Origin of the sequence: Streptomyces sp. NPDC048734, assembly GCF_043198675.1 — a bacterium.
Taxonomy (GTDB): Bacteria; Actinomycetota; Actinomycetes; order Streptomycetales; family Streptomycetaceae; genus Streptomyces.
Genome location: NZ_JBICUZ010000001.1, coordinates 537,076 through 555,373, shown reverse-complemented (window position 1 = coordinate 555,373; position 18,298 = coordinate 537,076). Strand labels below are relative to the sequence as shown.

Genomic DNA, 18,298 nt, shown 5'->3' with positions numbered 1-18,298 from the left:
ATTTGTTGAAAATGACTGTCATGAACGTACGACGACACCACATATCCGGGATGGCCCTCGCGGCCGTCACCGCCCTCGGCCTCGGCACCCTCTCCGCCTGCTCGTCCGACAGCGCGGCCGCCGGCGGCACGGAGAAGTTCGACGTCGTCGCGTCGTTCTACCCGATGGCCTTCCTCGCCGAGCAGATCGGCGGCGACCACGTGAAGGTCACCAGCCTGACCGAGCCCGGCCAGGAACCGCACGACCTGGAGATCAGCACGCGGCAGCGCGCCCAGCTGGAGGAGTCCGACGCGGCCCTCTTCCTCAAGGGCCTGCAGCCCACGGTCGACGAGGCCGTCGACCAGTCCGGGATCAAGACGAAGATCGACGCGACGACCCTCACCACGCTGGAGGAGCACGGCACCGAGGTCGGCGGCCACGCCGACGAGCACGCCGACGAGCACGCCGACGAACACGAGGACGAGCACGCCGCCGAGGACGAGCACGGGCACGAGGAGACCGGTGGCAAGGACCCCCACGTCTGGCTCGACCCGGTGAAGTACGCCGAGGTCGCCGAGGGCGTCGGCAAGGCCTTCGAGAAGGCCGACCCCGACCACGCGGCCGACTACAAGAAGAACACCGCCGACCTGGTCGCCAAGCTCGGCGCGCTGGACACCGAGTTCAAGAACGGCCTGGCCGCCACGAAGACCAAGGTCTTCATCACCACGCACGCCGCCTTCGGCTACCTCGCCGAGCGCTACGGCCTGACCGAGGAGGCCATCAGCGGCCTCGACCCCGAGTCGGAGCCCAGCGCCGCGCGCGTCAAGGAACTTGAGAAGATGGCGAAGGCCGACGGCGTCACCACCGTGTTCTACGAGACGCTCGTCAGCGACAAGACCGCCAAGACCGTGGCCCGGGACGCGAACCTGAAGACGGACGTCCTCGACCCGATCGAGGGCATCACCGACGAGTCCCGCGGCACCGACTACTTCGCGGTCCAGAGGGCGAACCTCAAGGCCCTGCAGTCGGCCCTGGGAGCCGCATGATCTTCACGGAGGGCGTGATGGACACCAAGAGCGAGCCCGTCATATCGCTGCGCGGTGTCCGCGCGGAACTGGGCTCGCGCCCGGTCCTGCGCGGCATCGACCTCACCGTGCACCGCGGTGAGGTCGTCGCCCTGCTCGGCGCCAACGGCTCCGGCAAGTCGACCGCCGTGCGCAGCGTCATCGGGCAGGTGCCGCTCAGCGCCGGGCGCATCGAGCTGTTCGGCACCGACCGGCGCCGGTTCCGGGACTGGTCGCGCCTCGGCTACGTACCGCAGCGCACCACGGCCGCGGGCGGCGTCCCGGCGACCGTCACCGAGGTCGTCTCCTCCGGGCGGCTGTCCCGGGCCCGCTTCGGCGTCCTGCGCAAGGCCGACCACGAGGCCGTACGCCGTGCACTGGACCTCGTCGGCATGGCCGACCGCGCCAAGGACTCCGTCGACGCGCTCTCCGGCGGCCAGCACCAGCGGGTGCTGATCGCCCGGGCGCTCGCCGCCGAACCCGAGCTGCTGATCATGGACGAGCCGATGGCGGGCGTCGACCTGGCCAGCCAGGAGGTCCTCGCCGCCACCCTGCGCGAGCAGGTCGCCCAGGGCACCACCGTCCTGCTCGTCCTGCACGAACTGGGCCCCCTGGAGCCCCTCATCGACCGGGCCGTCGTCCTGCGCGACGGCTGCGTCACGCACGACGGGCCGCCGCCCCGGGCGCTCGGCCAGCACGCACTGCCCGGCCACGACCACGTACACCCGCACGCTCCGGCGGGCACCGAACCGATCCGCACGGGACTGCTGAGCTGATGGACTTCCTCGACTACGCCTTCATGCAGCGGGCGCTGCTCGCCGCCGTCCTGGTCGGCATCACCGCCCCCGCCGTCGGCATCTACCTCGTCCAGCGCCGCCAGGCCCTCATGGGTGACGGCATCGGCCACGTCGCGATGACCGGCGTCGGCCTCGGCTTCCTGCTGTCGTGGTCCCCGGTCTGGATGGCCACCGCCGTCTCCGTCCTCGGCGCGGTCCTCATGGAGCTGATCCGCTGGTACGGCAGGACCCGCGGCGACATCGCCCTCGCCATGCTCTTCTACGGCGGCATGGCCGGCGGTGTGATGTTCATCAACCTCGCGCCGACCGGCTCCAACGCCAACCTGACGTCGTACCTCTTCGGCTCGCTGTCGACGGTGTCGGAGTCGGACGTGACCGCGATCTGCGTCCTGGCGGCCTTCGTGGTCCTCGTCACCGTCGGACTGCGCCGGCAGCTGTTCGCGGTCAGCCAGGACGAGGAGTTCGCGCGGGTCACCGGGCTGCCGGTGCGCGCCCTGAACCTGCTGACGGCCGTCACCGCCGCGGTCACCGTCACCGTCGCCATGCGGGTCGTCGGCCTGCTGCTGGTGTCGGCGCTGATGGTGGTGCCGGTGGCGGCGGCCCAGCAGCTCAGCCGCAGTTTCGCGGCGACCTTCGCGATCGCCGTCGCGATCGGCGTCGGCGTGACGACCGGCGGCACGGTCACCTCGTACTACCAGGACGTCCCGCCCGGCGCGACGATCGTGCTGCTGACCATCGGCGCCTTCCTCGTGCTGACCGCCCTGGCCGCCCCGCTGGCCCGGCGCCGCGCCCGCGCGGCCGCCGCCGCGCAACCCGCCGGGGACCCGGCGGAGTGCGCGATTCCAGCCAGCCGCGCGGGCGGCGACGGAGTCGGCGTCTGACCGCGCACGGTCCGGGCTGGCACAATGGCCCGGCACAGCGCAGACGCGAGGAGGCAACGGTGACGACCGCTGGATCGCCCGTGAAGGGCCGAGCCACCAGGCAGCGCGCCGCCGTGGCGGCGGCGCTCGACGAGGTCGACGAGTTCCGCAGCGCTCAGGAACTCCACGACATGCTCAAGCACAAGGGCGACTCTGTCGGGCTGACCACGGTCTACCGCACCCTGCAGACCCTCGCCGACGCCGGCGAGGTCGACGTGCTGCGCACCTCCGACGGCGAGTCCGTGTACCGCCGCTGCTCCAGCGGCGAACACCACCACCACCTCGTCTGCCGCGCCTGCGGCAAGGCGGTCGAGGTAGAGGGACCCGCGGTCGAGAAGTGGGCGGAGGCCATCGCCGCGGAACACGGCTTCGTGAACGTGGCCCACACGGTGGAGATCTTCGGCACCTGCGCGGAGTGCGCCGCGGGGTGAGCGGGCTCTACGTGCGGGTGGGTCACGGGACCGCCCGGGGGCTTCGCCCCCGGACCCCCCTCTCGGCCTGAACGGCCTCGTCCTCGATCGCCGGACGGGCTGGTCACTCCTGCCGGCCCTCCATGGCCAGGAGCTCCTCGTTCGGGATCGCGCCGCCGAAGCGGCGGTCCCGGGAGGCGAACTCCAGGCAGGCCCGCCACAGGTCGCGACGGTCGAAGTCGGGCCACAGGACGTCCTGGAAGACCATCTCCGCGTAGGCGCTCTGCCACAGCAGGTAGTTGGACGTGCGCTGCTCGCCGCTCGGGCGCAGGAACAGGTCCACGTCCGGCATGTCCGGGTAGTACATGTACTTCTGCAGGGTCTTCTCGTTGACCTTCGAGGGGTCGAGACGGCCCGCCCTCACGTCCTCCGCGAGGGCCTGCGCCGCGTCGGCGATCTCCGCGCGTCCGCCGTAGTTCATGCAGAAGTACAGCGTGAGGCGGTCGTTGTCCTTCGTCTGCTCCTGGGCGATCTGGAGCTCCTTGGCGACCGACTTCCACAGCTTGGGCATCCGGCCCACCCAGCGCACCCGGATGCCCAGCTCGTCGAGCTGGTCGCGGGTCCTGCGGATGAAGTCGCGGTTGAAGTTCATCAGGAAGCGCACCTCGTCGGGCGAGCGCTTCCAGTTCTCGGTGGAGAAGGCGTACAGGGAGATGTTGCGCACACCGATCTCGACGCCGCCCTGGAGGACGTCCAGCACCCGCTCGGCGCCCACCTTGTGGCCCTCGGTGCGGGGCAGGCCCCGCTCCTTCGCCCAGCGGCCGTTGCCGTCCATGACGATCGCCACGTGCTCGGGGACCAGCTCGCCGGGGAGCTTCGGCGCGCGGGCGCCGGACGGGTGCGGCTCCGGCGCCTTGTACTCCCGACGCTGCCGCCCCAGGAACCCGCGTACGGCCATGTGTTTCTCGTCTCCTCTTGCGTTGCTGCTTGTCTGCTTGCTTCTCTACTTCTCGACGTAGCGCAGGGAGCGCAGACCGCGCTCCAGGTGCCAGTGCAGGTAGGCGGACACCAGCCCGCCGCCCTCCCGGACGTACCGTGCCTCGCAGGCGTCCGCGGTCTCCCAGTCTCCCGTGAGCAGCGCCGCCAGCAGCGCCAGGGCCTGCGGCGAGGGTACGACGCTGCCGGGCACCCGGCAGTCGACGCAGACGGAGCCGCCGGAGGCGACGGAGAAGAACCGGTTGGGGCCGGGCATGCCGCACTTCGCGCAGTCGCCGAAGCTGGGCGCGTAGCCGTTGACGGCGAGGGAGCGCAGCAGGAAGGCGTCCAGGACGAGGTGCGGGGCGTGCTCGCCGCGGGCGAGGGTGCGCAGGGCGCCGACGAGCAGCAGGTACTGCTGCACGGCCGGTTCGCCCTCGTGGTCGGTGAACCGCTCGGCGGTCTCCAGCATGGCCGTGCCGGCGGTGTAGCGGGCGTAGTCGGTGACGATGCCGCCGCCGTACGGCGCGATGGTCTCGCTCTGCGTGCAGAGCGGCAGTCCGCGCCCGATCAGCTCGCTCCCCCGCGCGAAGAACTGCACGTCCACGTGCGAGAACGGCTCCAGCCGGGCCCCGAACTTGGACTTGGTCCGCCGCACCCCACGGGCGACGGCCCGCACCCGGCCGTGGCCGCGGGTGAGCAGGGTGATGATCCGGTCCGCCTCGCCCAGCTTCTGGGTGCGCAGCACGATGCCGTCGTCCCTGAACAGACTCACCGCGCACCACCCCGGGGCGGCCGGGGGTGTGGGGGGCGTCCCCCACGGGACCGCAGCATGATCCGGTCCGCCTCGCCCAGCTTCTGGGTGCGCAGCACGATGCCGTCGTCGCGGAACAGACTCATGCCGCCATTCTCGCCTACCCGGCGGGAGCGGTGTGCCGCCGGCGACCTCCCGGCTCCCGCAACCGTGTGGCGGGAAGGGGCGTCCGTGACTGAGGGGGTCCCGGGGACCACCGGGGTCACCCCGCCCAGTCACCGACGGACGGAGAGAACGATCTTAAGCTCGACGAACCGCCGCACCCTGCTCACCACCGCGGGCGCCCTCACCGCGGCTTCCCTGCTGGGCGCCGGTCCGGCGCGGGCCGCCGACGGCGCCGGACCCGTCGCCGCCCGCCTGCGCGCCCTGGAGGAGGCGCACGGCGCCCGCCTCGGCGTCTTCGCGCACAACGTGCGCACCCGGCGTTCCGTGCGCCACCGCGCCGGCGAACGCTTCCCCGTCTGCTCCCTGTTCAAGGTCCTCGCGGTCGCCGCCGTGCTCCGCGACCTGGACCGGGACGGGGAGGTGCTGGCCCGCCGCATCCACTTCACCGACGACGACGTGGTGGAGAACTCGCCCGTCACGAAGGACCACGTGGCCGACGGCATGACCGTGTCCGAGCTGTGCGACGCGGCGATCCGCCGCAGCGACAACACGGCCGCCAACCTGCTGCTGCGCGAGCTGGGCGGCCCGGCCGCCGTCACCCGCTTCGCCCGGTCGATCGGGGACCGGGTCACCCGGCTCGACCGGTGGGAGCCGGAGCTGAACTCGGCCGAGCCGTGGCGGGTGACGGACACCACGACCCCGTACGCGATCGGCCGCTCCTACGCCCGGCTGGTGCTGGGCGACGCGCTGGCGCACGGCGACCGGCGGCGGCTGACGGACTGGATGCTCGCCAACCGCACCAGCGACAACCGCTTCCGGGCCGGTCTGCCGCCCACCTGGACGCTCGCGGACAAGACCGGCGGCGGCTGGTACGGCGCCAACAACGACGCCGGGATCGCCTGGACGCCCGACGGCGCGCCCGTGGTACTGGTCGTGCAGGTCACCATGCCGGACCGGGAGGCCGCCTACGACCACGACCTGATCGTCGAGACGACGAGGCTGCTGGCGGCGACGCTCGGCTGAGACGCCGCCACCGGCACCGCCACCGGCACCGCCACCGGCCCGCCCCGGGGCGGGCCCGGGCGGCGCGTCAGTCACCGCCCGGGTCGGCCCCCGGGATCAGCACGGGCACGGTGTCGGGCGTGCCGTTCGGGGAGATCTCCGCGGAGGCGTCCCACAGCTGGTCGAAGCGCCGGATCAGCGGCTGCACCTCGTCCGCGCGGGCGTTCACCGTGGTCGAGGAGTTCACGCTGAGCTGGTCGGCGTGGATCTCGTACGACAGCGCCCCGTCGAAGACGATCCAGTCGATCATCTTGCCGCGCCGCAGATGGGCGGGGAGCTGTTCCAGGACCACCACCCGGACCTGGATGCCGATCTGGCGCTGTTCCTCGCAGATGGGGGCCAGCGCGGAGCGCTCCCGGGGTTCCTTGACGATGAACAGCCGCCGCACGGTGACGCCTCGTTCGGTGATCGCCTCGCGCTGGGCGGTGAGGTAGCGGTTCGCGGGTTCGCTGGACCAGAAGCCGTCGTCGACGACGCTGGTACTGATGGCGTCGATGCTGCTCCTGGTGCACTTGGTCAGCGTCATCAGCCAGTCGTGGTTCTCGCCCGGCGTCTCGGCGCTGAGGTTGGTGAGGTCCTCCATCTGCGCGGCGAGGCGGTTGATCTCCTCGTGCGCGAACTCGTGCAGGATGTCGGGCCCCATGGAGACGACCTTGGTGGCGTGTTCGGCGAGCCGGGGCACCCCGTCGCCGCGCAGCTTCTCCACCTCGTTGAAGAGCTTGGTGGCCTCGCCTATGTCGGCGAAGCGCTTCTCCACGACGTCCTTCAGTTCGCTGAGCTGGTTCACGAAGGACGCCATGAACTGCACGATCAGGACCGTGCCGCCGCACAGCACGGAAAGGACGAGCTGCCAGGGACCCTCGTCCCTCGGCAGCAGGACGTTGGTGAGGACATAGACCACTCCGCCCACCACTACGGTGACCAGGAGTTTCAGCGTGAGCTGACGTGCGCTGTCGTTGTCGGACCGCCGCTGCCGGCTGCTTCGGACGTACGAGTTCGTCGGTGCGCTCATCTCTCTTTCTCCCCCCGTTGGGATCGTGCGTCGAGTCGTGCGTCGGATGGTGCTCGGACAGTCGTCGGGTCTTCGGAGGCGGTGCCGCGCGGTGCCGCCGTCAGGACGGGGTCAGCGCGTCGCTCCGGGTGAGGAGACGCACGGCGAGCTGGTCCCGGATGCGCTGGGCCAGGCTCGTCCACTGCCGGCTGAAACCCGGTGTCTCCTCCAGTTCCCGCCACAGGGTGTGCAGGCCGCGGTCGACGCGGGCCTGCGGCATCCACAGGTGCAGCAGGTGGTCGACGAGCGGGCGCAGCACCTTCAGTGCGGCCCGGCCGTCGTCGGAGCCGAGCCGCAGACCGTCGAGCTTGTCGGCGACCGTGGTGAGCAGCCAGTCGTGCAGGGCGAGGTCCTCGCAGAGCGCGGCCGCCGCGGCGGGTGCGGTCCCGCGGGGCAGCCGCAGTTCGACGATCCGGCGGCCGTCGTCGGCGACGGTGAAGCGCGGGACGGCCGCCTCGCCGTCGGCGGCCGGCAGGGCCGCCCAGCGCAGGCTGGTGTCGGTGGTGTTGAGCGGGGTGTCGTGGTCGAGCAGCCGGTGCTGGCGGGAGATCCGGGCGAGGAGGCTCTCGGCGACCGAGCCGACGTCCAGCTCGTCCTGCCGGGGTCCGGTCAGGAAACCCTCGACCACGGCCGGCGCGGAGAGCTTGCCGACGGGTACGAGGACGCCGGGGCGGACCAGGTAGTAGCCCCAGGGCTGCCGCCGGTCGGGGCCGCCGGCGGGGACGCGGAAGTGGGCGGTGGCCTGCAGGACGCGGCCCTCGACGAGGGCGGCGCGGGCGGTCACCGTGCCGACGGCCCGGATCCTGGCGCCGCCGGCGGTGGGCAGCCGGCAGTCGACGCCGGTGAGGACGTCCGGGGAGACGGCGTGCCGGTTGGGGCGGCGGGAGAGCCGGACGCGTTCGTCGGCGCGCAGCCGCAGCAGCCGTTCGGCGACCTGCTCGTCGACCGCGTCCCGGGTGGGCAGCAGGCAGGTGCGGACCTCCCCGCAGGCGAGGACCGGCTCCGTGGACTCCCGCGGGCCGCTCATGTCACAGTCCCGGCGGGAAGACGTAGGAGGTGCGGTCCACGACGCCCGCGGGGACGGGCCGGCCCTCCGCGGCGGACCGCTCGGCGACCTGCCGTAACGCCTCGGACTCGACGTGGACCTGGTCGAGGACGACGCGGACGGCGTGTTCGACGGGCAGGAAGCGGGCCGGGAGGATGCTGCAGGTGGCGTACGCGGTGAAGGGTGCGGCCAGGGGGTTGAGGCGTACCACCGGCGGCAGGGCGTCCCAGTCGGCGGGGAACTCCTTGTCGTCCCAGGGCACGGGGGTCAGCACGGCCCGGCCGTCGTGGCGCAGCAGGCCGAGCCGGACGAGTTGCCAGACGGAGGCGAGGAAGGCGCAGGACCAGAGGCGTTCGTCCTCGGGTCCGCTCCACAGTTCGACGTCGACGAAGACGGAGTGGCCGCGGGCGCCGGTCTCGCTGGGCGGCTCCCACACGGTGCCGGTGGCGTCGAGGGCGGCGGAGGTGCGGTGCGAGGGGGTGCGCCGGCCGTTGGTGAGCCAGCCGGAGCGGCTGACGGGCGGGCGGAAGCCGTTGCTGCCGGGCGGCGGGGACTCCACCAGCCGGTGCAGGACGGACTCGGCGAGTCCGGCGCGGTCGCGGTGGCCGGGTTCGGCGGCGGCGCAGCCGGACTCGCGGGCCAGGTAGTCGATGCTCAGGCCGGCCTCGGCGGCGGCCGCCAGCAGGGGCGGTACGAGTTCGGCGGGGGTGGACAGCCGGCTGAAGTAGTCGTCGACGAGGAAACAGGTGCTGATCCGCGGCCGTGCGCCGGCCGGCAGGGGACCGACCGAGGCGCGGGCGGCGTCCACCCAGGGCCGTACGGCGGTGAAGTGGCGGCGCAGCCGGGCGGGGCCCTCGGCGAAGTCCTCCATGTACAGGTGGCCGAGTTCGAGGGAGAGGTGGGAGAACGGCACGGATTCGGTGCGCGGCTGTGCGCTGGTCTCCCGGAAGACGGTTCCCGGTCCGGTCACAGCTGCCCCCAGTGCTTGTCCTCGGTCAGGCGCTGGGCGAGTTCGCCCATCTTCTGCCAGGTCTCCACGTTGGCGATGCGCCGGTCGTGCACGTCCTCGTCGGTGATGAGCCGCTCCTGCCACTGGAGGACGGGTTCCAGCGGAATGGACGACAGGACGCGGGTCCTGCCGATACCGAGGCCGGCCGCGGTTTCCTCCAGTTGGGTGTCGCACTGCCGCATCCACGCGTACTGCGCGGGCGAGGCCTGCGACCACATCGGCGAGTCCAGATCGGGTACGGCGGCGCGGACGAAGCGGATCGAGGCGGAAAGCGCGTCGGTGTCGTGGCCCATGGCGACGCCGGCCTTCACAATGCCCTGTTTTCCGTACACGAGTTCGGCGGCGGCCATGACGTGCTGGCGGGTCCAGCGGTGATAGACGAGCCAGCGCGTTTTCAGGCGGCCGAGTCCGCCGCGGGGCGAGGTGGCGGCGAGAGCGAGGTCCATCGCATAACTGCGTCCGGCGCTCAGGTCCACGATGATGACGTCGAATTCGCGTTTCAGCCGCAGGACGAGATCGACGCAGCGGTGCAGGTTCTCCTCGTCGGTGACGAATTCGCCGCCGGTGCGGTCGCCGGGCAGCAGGACGAGCCGTCCCGAGCCGCCGGGCCGGCCGCGCAGCACGGGGTGCTCGGTGCGCGACCAGACGTCGACGCGCAGGGGTTCGGCGGTCTTGCCCTTGAGGTAGGAGTGCAGGCCGCGGTCCTCGGCCTCGGAGAGGACGTCGGGCAGGTCGAACACGGCGGCCGCGGTGGGCGAGCCGAAGTCGAAGTCCAGGTAGCAGACGTCGTCCCCGTCCAGCGCACGGTGGTAGGCGAGGTTGGCGCTGGTCACGGACCGGCCGGTGCCCCCCTTGTCGGAGGCGGCGAACACGAGCACGCTCACACCCCCTGGTGGCCGGAGCCGCCGCGGGCCCGGGAGAGGGTGTCCAGCCGGCCGAGGACGCCGAGGGCCAGCGCGTAGGCCGTGCCGGGCTGTTCGTCGACGAGCAGGCGGGCCCGGCGCAGGTCGGCCTCGATGCCCTTGATCTCCTCGCCCTGGGGGCTCTTGGGGGCGGGCGCGGGCTGCTGCATCTGCTCCTTGCCGAGGAGATGCGCCGACTCGCTGATCAACGCCCTTGCCAGCAGGGAGAGTTCGGCGCTGCGGATGGGCGGCTGGTCGTAGAGGCCGTGCGCGGCGACCATGCACTCGGTGACCCGCTCGGTCATGCTCCAGGAGACCGGGCCCTGGCGTTCGGGGGATTCGGGGTAGACGGCGTGCACGTTGTCCCAGAGGCCGGCGCCCCGTCCCTCGCCGATGCGGCGCTGCCAGAGGTGGTCGAGGATGTCCTCGGCGAGCCGCAGCAGGCGGTCCTGGGAGGCGATGTTCCTCGACAGCGAGCAGAGTTGGACGGTCCGTTTGAGCAGCTGGGCGGAGAAGTCGGTCATCGTCCACTTCATGGGCGGGCCGACGGCCCCGCTGCCCAGCAGGGGCAGGCTGACGCCGGGGTTGTGCAGGCCGACCGCGGGGTCGTCGCGGGTCATGCCGCTGGTGATCCGGCCGCGTTCGGCGAGGCGTTCCATGACGGCGACGGTGCGGGTGAGGTCGTCGTCGGTGGCACGGCGGCGTACCAGGTCGTGGACGAGGATGGAGGCGACGGAGAGGGAGAAGTACTCCGACTCCAGTTGCTGGAGCGTGGTGCGCCAGGGGATCTGCTCCAGCGGCCAGGTGCCGTCGCCGAAGCGGGCGACGGCGGACCAGTACTGCTGGGTGATCTCCCAGCGCAGGCGCAGCGCGTCGGCGAGCTTCTGCTGTTCGGCGGTGAGCAGGCCGAGGACGAGGGTGCGCTCGGAGAACAGGTCGGGGATGCCGTCGAGGGCGACGACGGTGAAGTACAGGTAGGGCGTGGGGTGGGCGACACCGGCGGGCTGTTTGCCGATGGCCTCGGCGGTCGCCGGTTCCACCTCGACGTCGGGCGCGCCCTTCACCAGGCTCCATGCCCAGCCGCACTCGAAGAAACGGTTCTCGTTGCGCAGCGCGTCGGTGACGTCGGTGTCGAGACCGAGGGTGACGCTCTCGCTGATGACGGCGCGCAGGGCCTTGAACCGCTCCTGGAAGCGCTGGAGGACCTGCCGTTCGGAGAGCCGGCCCTGGCCGAGGAGGCGGGCGAGGGACTGCCCCTGGTCGGAGGCGACGTCGACGACGTTGACGGTGAAGGAGCGCAGCAGGCTCACCATGGCGGCGGTGAGCCGGGCGCTGGTGGCGTCCCGGAGCCGGTCGATCTGCTTCAGGGTGCTCGCCCGCTGGGTCTTGCCCCGGTAGACCTTGAGGAAGCCGAGGGTGGCGAGGCAGAGGGTGACGGACATGGAGTAGCTGTCGACCACCCCCAGGGCCCGCTGTTCCTTGGTGAGTTCCTGCTGCGGGTCCTCGGCGGCGAAGTAGTGGCCGCCGGAGAAGGTGGGGCTCTCCTCGCCGCGGTGCTTCTCCATGAAGTCGGCGAGGACCTTGACCAGGTTCCCGGGGATCTCGCTGGAGTCGCCCGCGGCCCTCAGTGACCTTTCCACGTCCCGCTGGGTGGTGTCGGGGTCGTCGAGGCGCAGGGCGGTGATCTCGGTGGCCGGGTACAGCAGGCAGAGCAGCCGCTCGGCGTCGGCGACGCTGCTCAGGCCGCCCGACTCCCCCCACTCCCACTCACCGTCGCCGAAGGAGTGGCGGGCGACGGCCTGCCACACCTCGAGCAGGTTCTGTCTCGGCTTGATCTGCATGCCCATCCCCCTCGCACAGGCTCGTCACCACACGATCCACATATCCACCCCGTCGTGGAACCGCGGGACGTCACTTTTTCCTTCGTCGGCCGCAGGCCAGAATCATTCCGGTGTATCCGTGGCGCACCAGTTGCTTCGGGTTGTCCAGGCAGAAGACCTTCATGTCCGCTTCGGCGAACGGGGCGAGAACGGTGCGCACTTCCGCCTCGTCGATATCGCGGGCGGGAAACTCCTGCGCGCCCACACGATATCCCTCGGAATGCTCCATGAAAGCGGCGGCGAAAGGAGAGCCGGCTTTCAGGGACTTCATGAAACAGCCCACGCCCCGCCGGAACTCTTCGAGCGAGGTGGTGATGGATTCCGCGACGAAGAACATGGTGCCGATGTCCCAGGCGGGCTTTTCGCCGCAGAGGTCGAAGAGGCTGCCGGGCCGGGGGGCGCGGACCGCTTCCCCGAAGCGCGCCCTGGGGTCGGCGCCGAGGCCCGCGTAGGCCGCGCCCGCGCCGTGCGCGCCGCTCGTGAGGACCTCCCAGAACTGGTCCCAGTTGGCGTCGTAGCCGGAGAGCTGGCCGCGGAGGTAGTCGAGGTTCCGCTCGGACCGCTCGAGGAGCGTGATCCGGCCACACCAGGGGAGCATCGCCAGGGCCGGATAGAGATTGGGCCCCGCGCCCACGTCGATACCGGCGCCGCCGCGACCGCCGTGCTTCTCGAAGTGATCAGTGAAGTGATCTCGGACCCGGGTGAGGATCGCCCTGTCCACGGGCTGGATCTCCAGGTAATTGCGCTTGATGTACTCGTCGGGATCGAAGGCGTCCCAGGGCACATCGGCATTCAGTTTTTCGGTGGCGGTGGGCGATCCCGAGGTCATTGGTTCAGCCTAGCAGGACGACGCGCTCTTGAAGGAGTGCGTGCATCAGGCAATGATGGACGGTCGAGTATGCATATCGGACAAGAGTGAGCACGTGCGCCATTCATTTCGTCGATCCTTCACAAGGGGACTGCATGACTCCTCTTCCCCGAGTTCCCCGGGTTCCCCGAGATCCCCGAGATCGTTCTCGGCCGGCCGCCGGTTCGGCAGTGAGCCGGGCGTCCCAGGAAAGGAGCCTGCGGATCAGAGCGGCCACGGAGGAGGACCTCCCCCGTATCGTCCGGCTCGACGAGGAGGCCTTCCCGACCGCCCCGTACCCCTACTTCGTGCTGCGCCAGCTGCTGGCCTCGTTCCCGGACTTCGTGTTCGTCGTGGACATGGGCGAGGACCTGGGCGGATACGTGCTGTCGACGCCGCCGGACGCGGCGCGGAGCTCGATCCTGAGCCTCGGCATCTCCCCACCGCTGCAACGCCAGGGGCTCGGCCGGCAGTTGATGACGCGGATCCTCGCTCATCTCCGCGGCCGGGGCGTGCACCTCGTCACGCTCTCGGTGGAGCCCCGCAACGACACGGCGATCGCGCTGTACCGGTCCCTGGGTTTCGCCCCGGACCCCGACGGACCCCGACCGGACTACTTCGGCCCCGGCGAGGACCGCCTCCTCATGACGCTCGCCCTGTGAGGCCCGTGAGCCCGGCGAACCGCCGCACGTAGCGACGCTGCCAGGGCGTCTCCACGGCGCGCCGGTCGTAGTGCCGGCGCACGAACTCCACCGCACCGGCGGCCGGAACGCCGTCCAGCACCGCCAGACAGGCCAGCGCCGTCCCCGTACGGCCGCGTCCGCCGCCGCAGGCGACCTCCAGCCTCTCCCCGGCCGCCCGCCGCCACGCCTCGGCGAGCGCCGCGCGGGCGTCGGCGCGGTCGGCGGGCAGCCGGAAGTCGGGCCAGCGGATCCAGCGCGCCTCCCACGGCACCGCCGGCGGCGCGCCGCCGAGCAGATAGAGGCCGTACGTCGGGGCCGGCGCCACCGGGTCGAGGGGGCGGCGCAGCCCGCGGCCGCGCACCAGCCGGCCGGACGGCAGCTCGAGCACCCCGGGCGTTCCCGTCGGCCAGGGTTCCTGTCGCGTCTCCACGCCCCCATTCGAACCCGGCCGCGCCGGCCGGGCAACCGATTCGGCCCGACCGGTGGTCTGGAGGGCGAGGAGGGTGCTTGATGCAGGCCGAACACGAGGCCCAGTTCCAGGAGTTCGTCAGAGCGCGGTGGTCGGGGCTGGTGCGGACCGCGTATCTGCTCACGGGTGACGTGCACCACGCGGAGGACCTGACGCAGACCGCTCTGGCGAAGGCCTACCGGTCGTGGCGGCGGATAGCGCGCAGCGACAACCCGGAGGCCTACGTCCGGCGGATGCTGGTCAGCTGCAACAGCGACCGGTTCCGCAAGCGGCGGGTCGCCGAGGCGCTGACCGCGGCGCCGCCCGAGCGGGCGGGGCGCGACGAGGCCGTCGGGCGGGTGGAGGAGCGCGGCTCCCTGCTCGACGGGCTGGCCCGGCTGCCCGCCAGGCAGCGGGCGGTGGTGGTCCTGCGGTACTGGGAGGACCTGTCCGAGGCGGAGGTGGCCGAGGTGCTCGGCTGCTCGCCTGGCACGGTCAAGAGCCAGGCCTCCAAGGGGCTGGCGAAGTTGCGGACGCATCCGGGGCTGGTGCGCGAGGACCGCGCGGTGACGGGGCGGGGAGGCGGAAAGTGAACGACGAGACGACTGACGGGCGGGACTTGGAGGAACGGGTGCGGGAGCTGCTCGCGCAGGACGCCCGCACGGTCAGGCCTTCGCCCGCGCCCTGGCCGGAGATCCGGCGGCGCGGTGCGGTGGAGCGGCGACGGCGTGCCGTGGCGGCGGGGGCGGCGCTGATGACGCTGGCCGCCCTGCCGGCGGGGGCGTACGCCGTGGCCGGGGGGAACGGGGGGCGGGGCGCCGACACGGCAACGCCGAGGCCGACGGCCGGCGCCCCGCGCACCCTCGCCGCGTCACCGGCCCCGGAGCGGACCGCGCCGCCGGCCGGTACGGGCCGGCTGCTGGACGGGGTGACCTCCGGGCAGGCCACGGACGGCCTGCAGAAGTGCCTCGCCCGCGACGACGCGATGCCGTCGGGCGGGCTGGAGGAGGACTACCTCGGTGGGGCCGGGGACTACCGGATCCTGCTGGCCATGCGCAGCACCGGCGACACCAACGCGCCCGGCGACGGCTTCTTCGTCGTCGCGGTCAAGGAGAAGACCGACGTCCGGCTGATCTGCACGGTCAAGGACGGGAAGGCGACCGGCATCAACGTCGCCTCGCCCGACTCCGGCCCCACCGGCCCGGTCGTCCCCGACATCAACGGGGGCAAGTTGTACCAGCAGTCGTTCCTGGACAAGGGCGGCTGGAAACTCCCCTTCCGCTGGGGGGTCATCGGCACGGTCGAACCCTCGGTGGCCGAGGTGACCGTCTCCTACGGCGGCAGCGACGTCACGGCCACCCTGGACGAGGGCTGGTTCGTCGCGGCCGGAGTCCTCGACCGGCAGGTGACGCGGGCCCCGCACATCAAGGGCTACGACGGCGCCGGCGCGCTGGTCTACGACTCCGACCGTGACGGTTCGTACGACAGGACGCTCCCGTAGGGGGCGGGAGCGTCAGGACGGTGTGCGGGCCGCGGCCAGCAGCCGGGTGACGTCGTCCGCGCGGAGGGCGAGGGCCGTGCCGACGGTGGCGAGGACCTCGCGTTCGGCGGGGGTGTAGGGGCCGTCGGCGAGGGCGATGCGGGCGCCCTGGAGCAGGATGGACTCACGGCCGACGGGGGCGAGGTGCGGGGCGAGCGGGTCGAGGGCCTCGTGCAGCTCTATGGCCAGGCCGGGGGTGCAGGGTTCGCCGTGGACGCGGCCGGTGTCGGCGGCGAGGGCGTCGACGAGGGCGGCGAGCTGCTCGCGGGTGCAGTCCGGGAAGCCGGCCGCGCGCACCGCGACCGCCGCCGTCTCCAGGGACGTACGGGCGCAGGGGCCGCTCGCCGAGAGGACCGCGAGGGCGACGGTGTGGACGGCGTCGCGGAGCATCGCGGAGAAGCGGGTGGTGGTGGGGTGGTCGAGGGCGTCGGTGCCGAAGTGGCGGCGGCAGGCGGCGCATTCGACGACGGGGCCGGTCTCGCCGCGCGGCAGCACGGGTACGCCCAGCAGGGTGAAGCGGCGCCGGCCGGTGAGCCGCTGGTAGTTGCGGTCGCCACCGCAGCCGGGGCAGAAGAACTCGCCGTCCCCGGCGGGGGTCCAGGCGGTGCGGTGGCCCAGCACGCGGGCGAACCCGGTGGCACGGCCGTCTCGTCCCCGTTCTGGCAGCACGTCGCACCTCCGTAACCGCGTGGCAACATCGCCGCGCGCTTTCGTGATGTTAGCCACATCGTCGAGGCGGAGTCAGCACCCGGGACGAGACCTTTCCGTGACCTCCACGGACGGATGGCCGATATACGACGCGGCCCCGGCCGCCGTTTCCGGCGGCCGGGGCCGCGAAACTCCCCGTCCGGATGATCAGCGCGTCGCGCGGTTGACGGCGGAGACGACCGCCTTCAGCGAGGCGCGCGTGGTGTTGGCGTCGATGCCGATGCCCCACAGGACCTTGTCGCCGATCGCGCACTCGATGTACGAGGCGGCCTGCGCGGAGGCGCCCTCGCTCATCGTGTGCTCCTGGTAGTCCAGCAGGCGTACGTCGATGCCGATGGATTCCAGGGCGTCGAAGAAGGCCGAGATCGGACCGTTGCCCGAGCCGGACAGGACGGTCTCCTCGCCGTCGACGACCGCGTCCACGGTGAGGGTGTCCACGCCGTCGGTGTCGGTGGTCGACTGGCCGTTGCGCACCTGGATGCGGCCCCAGGGGTTCTCGGGGTTGGGCAGGTACTCGTCCTGGAAGGTGGCCCAGATGTCGCCGCCGGTGACCTCGCCGCCCTCGGCGTCCGTCTTGGCCTGGATGATCTTCGAGAACTCGATCTGCATCCGGCGCGGCAGGTCCAGCTTGTGGTCGTTCTTCAGGACGTAGGCGATGCCGCCCTTGCCGGACTGCGAGTTGACGCGGATGACGGCCTCGTAGGAGCGGCCGACGTCCTTCGGGTCGATCGGCAGGTACGGGACCGCCCACTCGATGTCGTCCACGGTGACGCCCCTGGCGGCCGCGTCGGCCTCCATGGCGTCGAAGCCCTTCTTGATGGCGTCCTGGTGGGAGCCGGAGAAGGAGGTGTAGACCAGGTCGCCCACGTACGGGTGGCGCGGGTGGACCTCCATCTGGTTGCAGTACTCCCACGTACGACGGATCTCGTCGATGTCGGAGAAGTCGATCTGCGGGTCGACGCCCTGCGAGAACAGGTTCATGCCCAGGGTGACCAGGTCGACGTTGCCGGTGCGCTCGCCCTGGCCGAACAGGCAGCCCTCGACGCGGTCGGCGCCGGCCATCAGCGCCAGCTCGGCGGCGGCGACGGCGGTGCCGCGGTCGTTGTGCGGGTGGACCGAGATGCAGACGTGCTCGCGGCGGGAGATGTTGCGGCTCATCCACTCGAAGCGGTCCGCGTGCGTGGAGGGGGTCGAACGCTCCACGGTGGCGGGCAGGTTGAGGATGATCTCGCGGCCCGGGCCGGGCTGGTAGACGTCCATCACCGCCTCGCAGACCTCCAGCGCGAAGTCCAGCTCGGTGTCGGTGAAGATCTCCGGGCTGTACTGGTAGCCAAACTCCGTACCACCAGTCTCGGGGCCCAGCAGTTTCTCGGCGTACTCCATGACCAGCCGGGTGCCGTCGACCGCGATCTGCTTGATGTCGTCCCTGGAGCCGCGGAACACCACCCGCCGGAAGACCGGCGCGGTCGCGTTGTACAGGTGGACGGTGGCGCGCCGGGCGCCCTTCAGGGACTCCACGGTCCGCTCGATCAGGTCCTCGCGGGCCTGGGTCAGTACGGAGATCGTGACGTCGTCCGGGATCGCGCCCTCTTCCTCGATGATCGAGCGCACGAAGTCGAAGTCGGTCTGGCCGGAGGCGGGGAAGCCGACCTCGATCTCCTTGTAGCCCATCTTGACCAGCTGGTCGAACATCCGGCGCTTGCGCTCGGGCGACATCGGGTCGATCAGGGCCTGGTTGCCGTCGCGCAGGTCCGTGGAGAGCCAGCGGGGGGCGACGGTGATCCGCTGGTCGGGCCAGGTGCGGTCGGGGATGTCGACCTGCTCGTACTGCCCGTACTTGTGGATCGGCATGGTGCTGGGCTGCTGGCGGTTCGCCATCTCTGCGGGGCTCCTCAGGATGTCCGGAAGGACGGCCGACGACGCAACGCGAAGCTCCGCGGGGAGGGGGTCGGCCTCGACTACAGGCCCTCGCCGCGGCAGCTAAGGAGAAGCAGCCCGAAACGCATAGTGCTCCGCACTTTAGCCGAGCCCCACGGGACGCGTGGGGCCGTTCCAGTAT

The 18,298-nt window shown here is 71.7% G+C and carries 20 protein-coding genes; 8 read left to right on the top strand and 12 right to left on the bottom strand.

Annotated elements, in window-relative coordinates; all coding sequences use genetic code 11:
• Positions 1 to 20 precede the first annotated feature (20 nt).
• From ACGFQC_RS02430 to ACGFQC_RS02415, 4 genes are read left to right on the top strand one after another with little or no spacing between them, the layout of a single operon-like run.
• The gene (locus ACGFQC_RS02430; protein ID WP_363088156.1) at positions 21 to 1,025 is read left to right on the top strand and encodes a metal ABC transporter solute-binding protein, Zn/Mn family; all 1,005 of its coding nucleotides are present in this window, start codon (positions 21 to 23) and stop codon (positions 1,023 to 1,025) included.
• Positions 1,022 to 1,819, top strand: a complete 798-nt coding sequence (locus tag ACGFQC_RS02425) for a metal ABC transporter ATP-binding protein (RefSeq protein ID WP_363088157.1) — start codon at positions 1,022 to 1,024, stop codon at positions 1,817 to 1,819. Before ACGFQC_RS02430 ends, ACGFQC_RS02425 begins: the two co-directional genes overlap by 4 nt.
• Entirely contained in the window at positions 1,819 to 2,721 is a 903-nt protein-coding gene (locus ACGFQC_RS02420; RefSeq protein WP_363088158.1) for a metal ABC transporter permease, read from the top strand. Before ACGFQC_RS02425 ends, ACGFQC_RS02420 begins: the two co-directional genes overlap by 1 nt.
• A 59-nt stretch (positions 2,722 to 2,780) precedes the next feature.
• On the top strand, positions 2,781 to 3,191 hold the full coding sequence (locus ACGFQC_RS02415) for a transcriptional repressor (RefSeq protein ID WP_363088159.1): 411 nt from the start codon (positions 2,781 to 2,783) through the stop codon (positions 3,189 to 3,191).
• Positions 3,192 to 3,294: 103 nt separating this feature from the next.
• On the opposite strand, the gene ACGFQC_RS02410 is transcribed toward ACGFQC_RS02415, so the two are convergent.
• The 3 genes from ACGFQC_RS02410 to ACGFQC_RS02400 are packed head-to-tail and all read right to left on the bottom strand — an operon-like array spanning position 3,295 to position 5,045.
• On the bottom strand, positions 3,295 to 4,128 hold the full coding sequence (locus ACGFQC_RS02410; RefSeq protein ID WP_363088160.1) for an isoprenyl transferase: 834 nt from the start codon (positions 4,126 to 4,128) through the stop codon (positions 3,295 to 3,297).
• A gap of 45 nt (positions 4,129 to 4,173) precedes the next feature.
• Positions 4,174 to 4,920 (bottom strand): DNA repair protein RecO, encoded by a 747-nt coding sequence (gene recO, locus ACGFQC_RS02405; RefSeq protein WP_363088161.1) that lies wholly within the window; start codon positions 4,918 to 4,920, stop codon positions 4,174 to 4,176.
• A complete protein-coding gene (locus tag ACGFQC_RS02400; protein ID WP_393287568.1) occupies positions 4,917 to 5,045 on the bottom strand; it encodes a hypothetical protein in 129 nt (42 codons plus the stop codon). The genes recO and ACGFQC_RS02400 overlap by 4 nt, the downstream gene beginning before the upstream one ends.
• Before the next feature lie 151 nt (positions 5,046 to 5,196).
• On the opposite strand from ACGFQC_RS02400, the gene bla reads away from it, so the two are divergent.
• Entirely contained in the window at positions 5,197 to 6,087 is an 891-nt protein-coding gene (gene bla, locus ACGFQC_RS02395) for a class A beta-lactamase (protein ID WP_363088354.1), read from the top strand.
• A gap of 67 nt (positions 6,088 to 6,154) precedes the next feature.
• Here the strand turns inward: bla and ACGFQC_RS02390 are convergent, their stop codons facing one another.
• The 6 genes from ACGFQC_RS02390 to ACGFQC_RS02365 all read right to left on the bottom strand — a co-directional run bounded on the left by ACGFQC_RS02390 (position 6,155) and on the right by ACGFQC_RS02365 (position 12,842).
• Positions 6,155 to 7,138 carry a DUF6879 family protein gene (locus ACGFQC_RS02390; RefSeq protein WP_363088162.1) on the bottom strand — a complete coding sequence of 328 codons (984 nt, stop codon included), beginning with the start codon at positions 7,136 to 7,138 and terminating at the stop codon, positions 6,155 to 6,157.
• A gap of 100 nt (positions 7,139 to 7,238) precedes the next feature.
• Complete coding sequence (locus tag ACGFQC_RS02385) at positions 7,239 to 8,204, bottom strand: SCO2521 family protein (protein WP_363088163.1); 966 nt, start codon at positions 8,202 to 8,204, stop codon at positions 7,239 to 7,241.
• A gap of 1 nt (position 8,205) precedes the next feature.
• Positions 8,206 to 9,192, bottom strand: coding sequence for an SCO2522 family protein (locus ACGFQC_RS02380; protein ID WP_363088164.1), 987 nt, complete (start codon positions 9,190 to 9,192; stop codon positions 8,206 to 8,208).
• Positions 9,189 to 10,109, bottom strand: coding sequence for an SCO2523 family variant P-loop protein (locus ACGFQC_RS02375; protein WP_363088165.1), 921 nt, complete (start codon positions 10,107 to 10,109; stop codon positions 9,189 to 9,191). The genes ACGFQC_RS02380 and ACGFQC_RS02375 overlap by 4 nt, the downstream gene beginning before the upstream one ends.
• 2 nt (positions 10,110 to 10,111) lie before the next feature.
• A complete protein-coding gene (locus ACGFQC_RS02370; RefSeq protein WP_363088166.1) occupies positions 10,112 to 11,974 on the bottom strand; it encodes an SCO2524 family protein in 1,863 nt (620 codons plus the stop codon).
• Between the two features lie 70 nt (positions 11,975 to 12,044).
• A complete protein-coding gene (locus ACGFQC_RS02365; RefSeq protein WP_363088167.1) occupies positions 12,045 to 12,842 on the bottom strand; it encodes an SCO2525 family SAM-dependent methyltransferase in 798 nt (265 codons plus the stop codon).
• A gap of 209 nt (positions 12,843 to 13,051) precedes the next feature.
• Here ACGFQC_RS02365 and ACGFQC_RS02360 point away from each other — a divergent pair, with 209 nt between their 5' ends.
• Positions 13,052 to 13,522 carry an N-acetyltransferase gene (locus tag ACGFQC_RS02360; RefSeq protein WP_363088168.1) on the top strand — a complete coding sequence of 157 codons (471 nt, stop codon included), beginning with the start codon at positions 13,052 to 13,054 and terminating at the stop codon, positions 13,520 to 13,522.
• Here the strand turns inward: ACGFQC_RS02360 and ACGFQC_RS02355 are convergent.
• Complete coding sequence (locus ACGFQC_RS02355) at positions 13,503 to 13,973, bottom strand: protein phosphatase (protein WP_363088169.1); 471 nt, start codon at positions 13,971 to 13,973, stop codon at positions 13,503 to 13,505. The genes ACGFQC_RS02360 and ACGFQC_RS02355 overlap by 20 nt on opposite strands.
• A gap of 80 nt (positions 13,974 to 14,053) precedes the next feature.
• On the opposite strand from ACGFQC_RS02355, the gene ACGFQC_RS02350 reads away from it, so the two are divergent.
• The gene (locus tag ACGFQC_RS02350) at positions 14,054 to 14,584 is read left to right on the top strand and encodes a SigE family RNA polymerase sigma factor (RefSeq protein ID WP_363088170.1); all 531 of its coding nucleotides are present in this window, start codon (positions 14,054 to 14,056) and stop codon (positions 14,582 to 14,584) included.
• Positions 14,581 to 15,492: a hypothetical protein gene (locus ACGFQC_RS02345; RefSeq protein ID WP_363088171.1), complete on the top strand. Its 912-nt coding sequence runs from the start codon at positions 14,581 to 14,583 to the stop codon at positions 15,490 to 15,492. The genes ACGFQC_RS02350 and ACGFQC_RS02345 overlap by 4 nt, the downstream gene beginning before the upstream one ends.
• 12 nt (positions 15,493 to 15,504) lie before the next feature.
• Here the strand turns inward: ACGFQC_RS02345 and ACGFQC_RS02340 are convergent, their stop codons facing one another.
• Positions 15,505 to 16,200, bottom strand: a complete 696-nt coding sequence (locus tag ACGFQC_RS02340; RefSeq protein WP_363088172.1) for a TerB family tellurite resistance protein — start codon at positions 16,198 to 16,200, stop codon at positions 15,505 to 15,507.
• Positions 16,201 to 16,386: 186 nt separating this feature from the next.
• Positions 16,387 to 18,117, bottom strand: a complete 1,731-nt coding sequence (leuA, locus tag ACGFQC_RS02335; RefSeq protein ID WP_363088173.1) for a 2-isopropylmalate synthase — start codon at positions 18,115 to 18,117, stop codon at positions 16,387 to 16,389.
• Between the last annotated feature and the right edge of the window lie 181 nt (positions 18,118 to 18,298).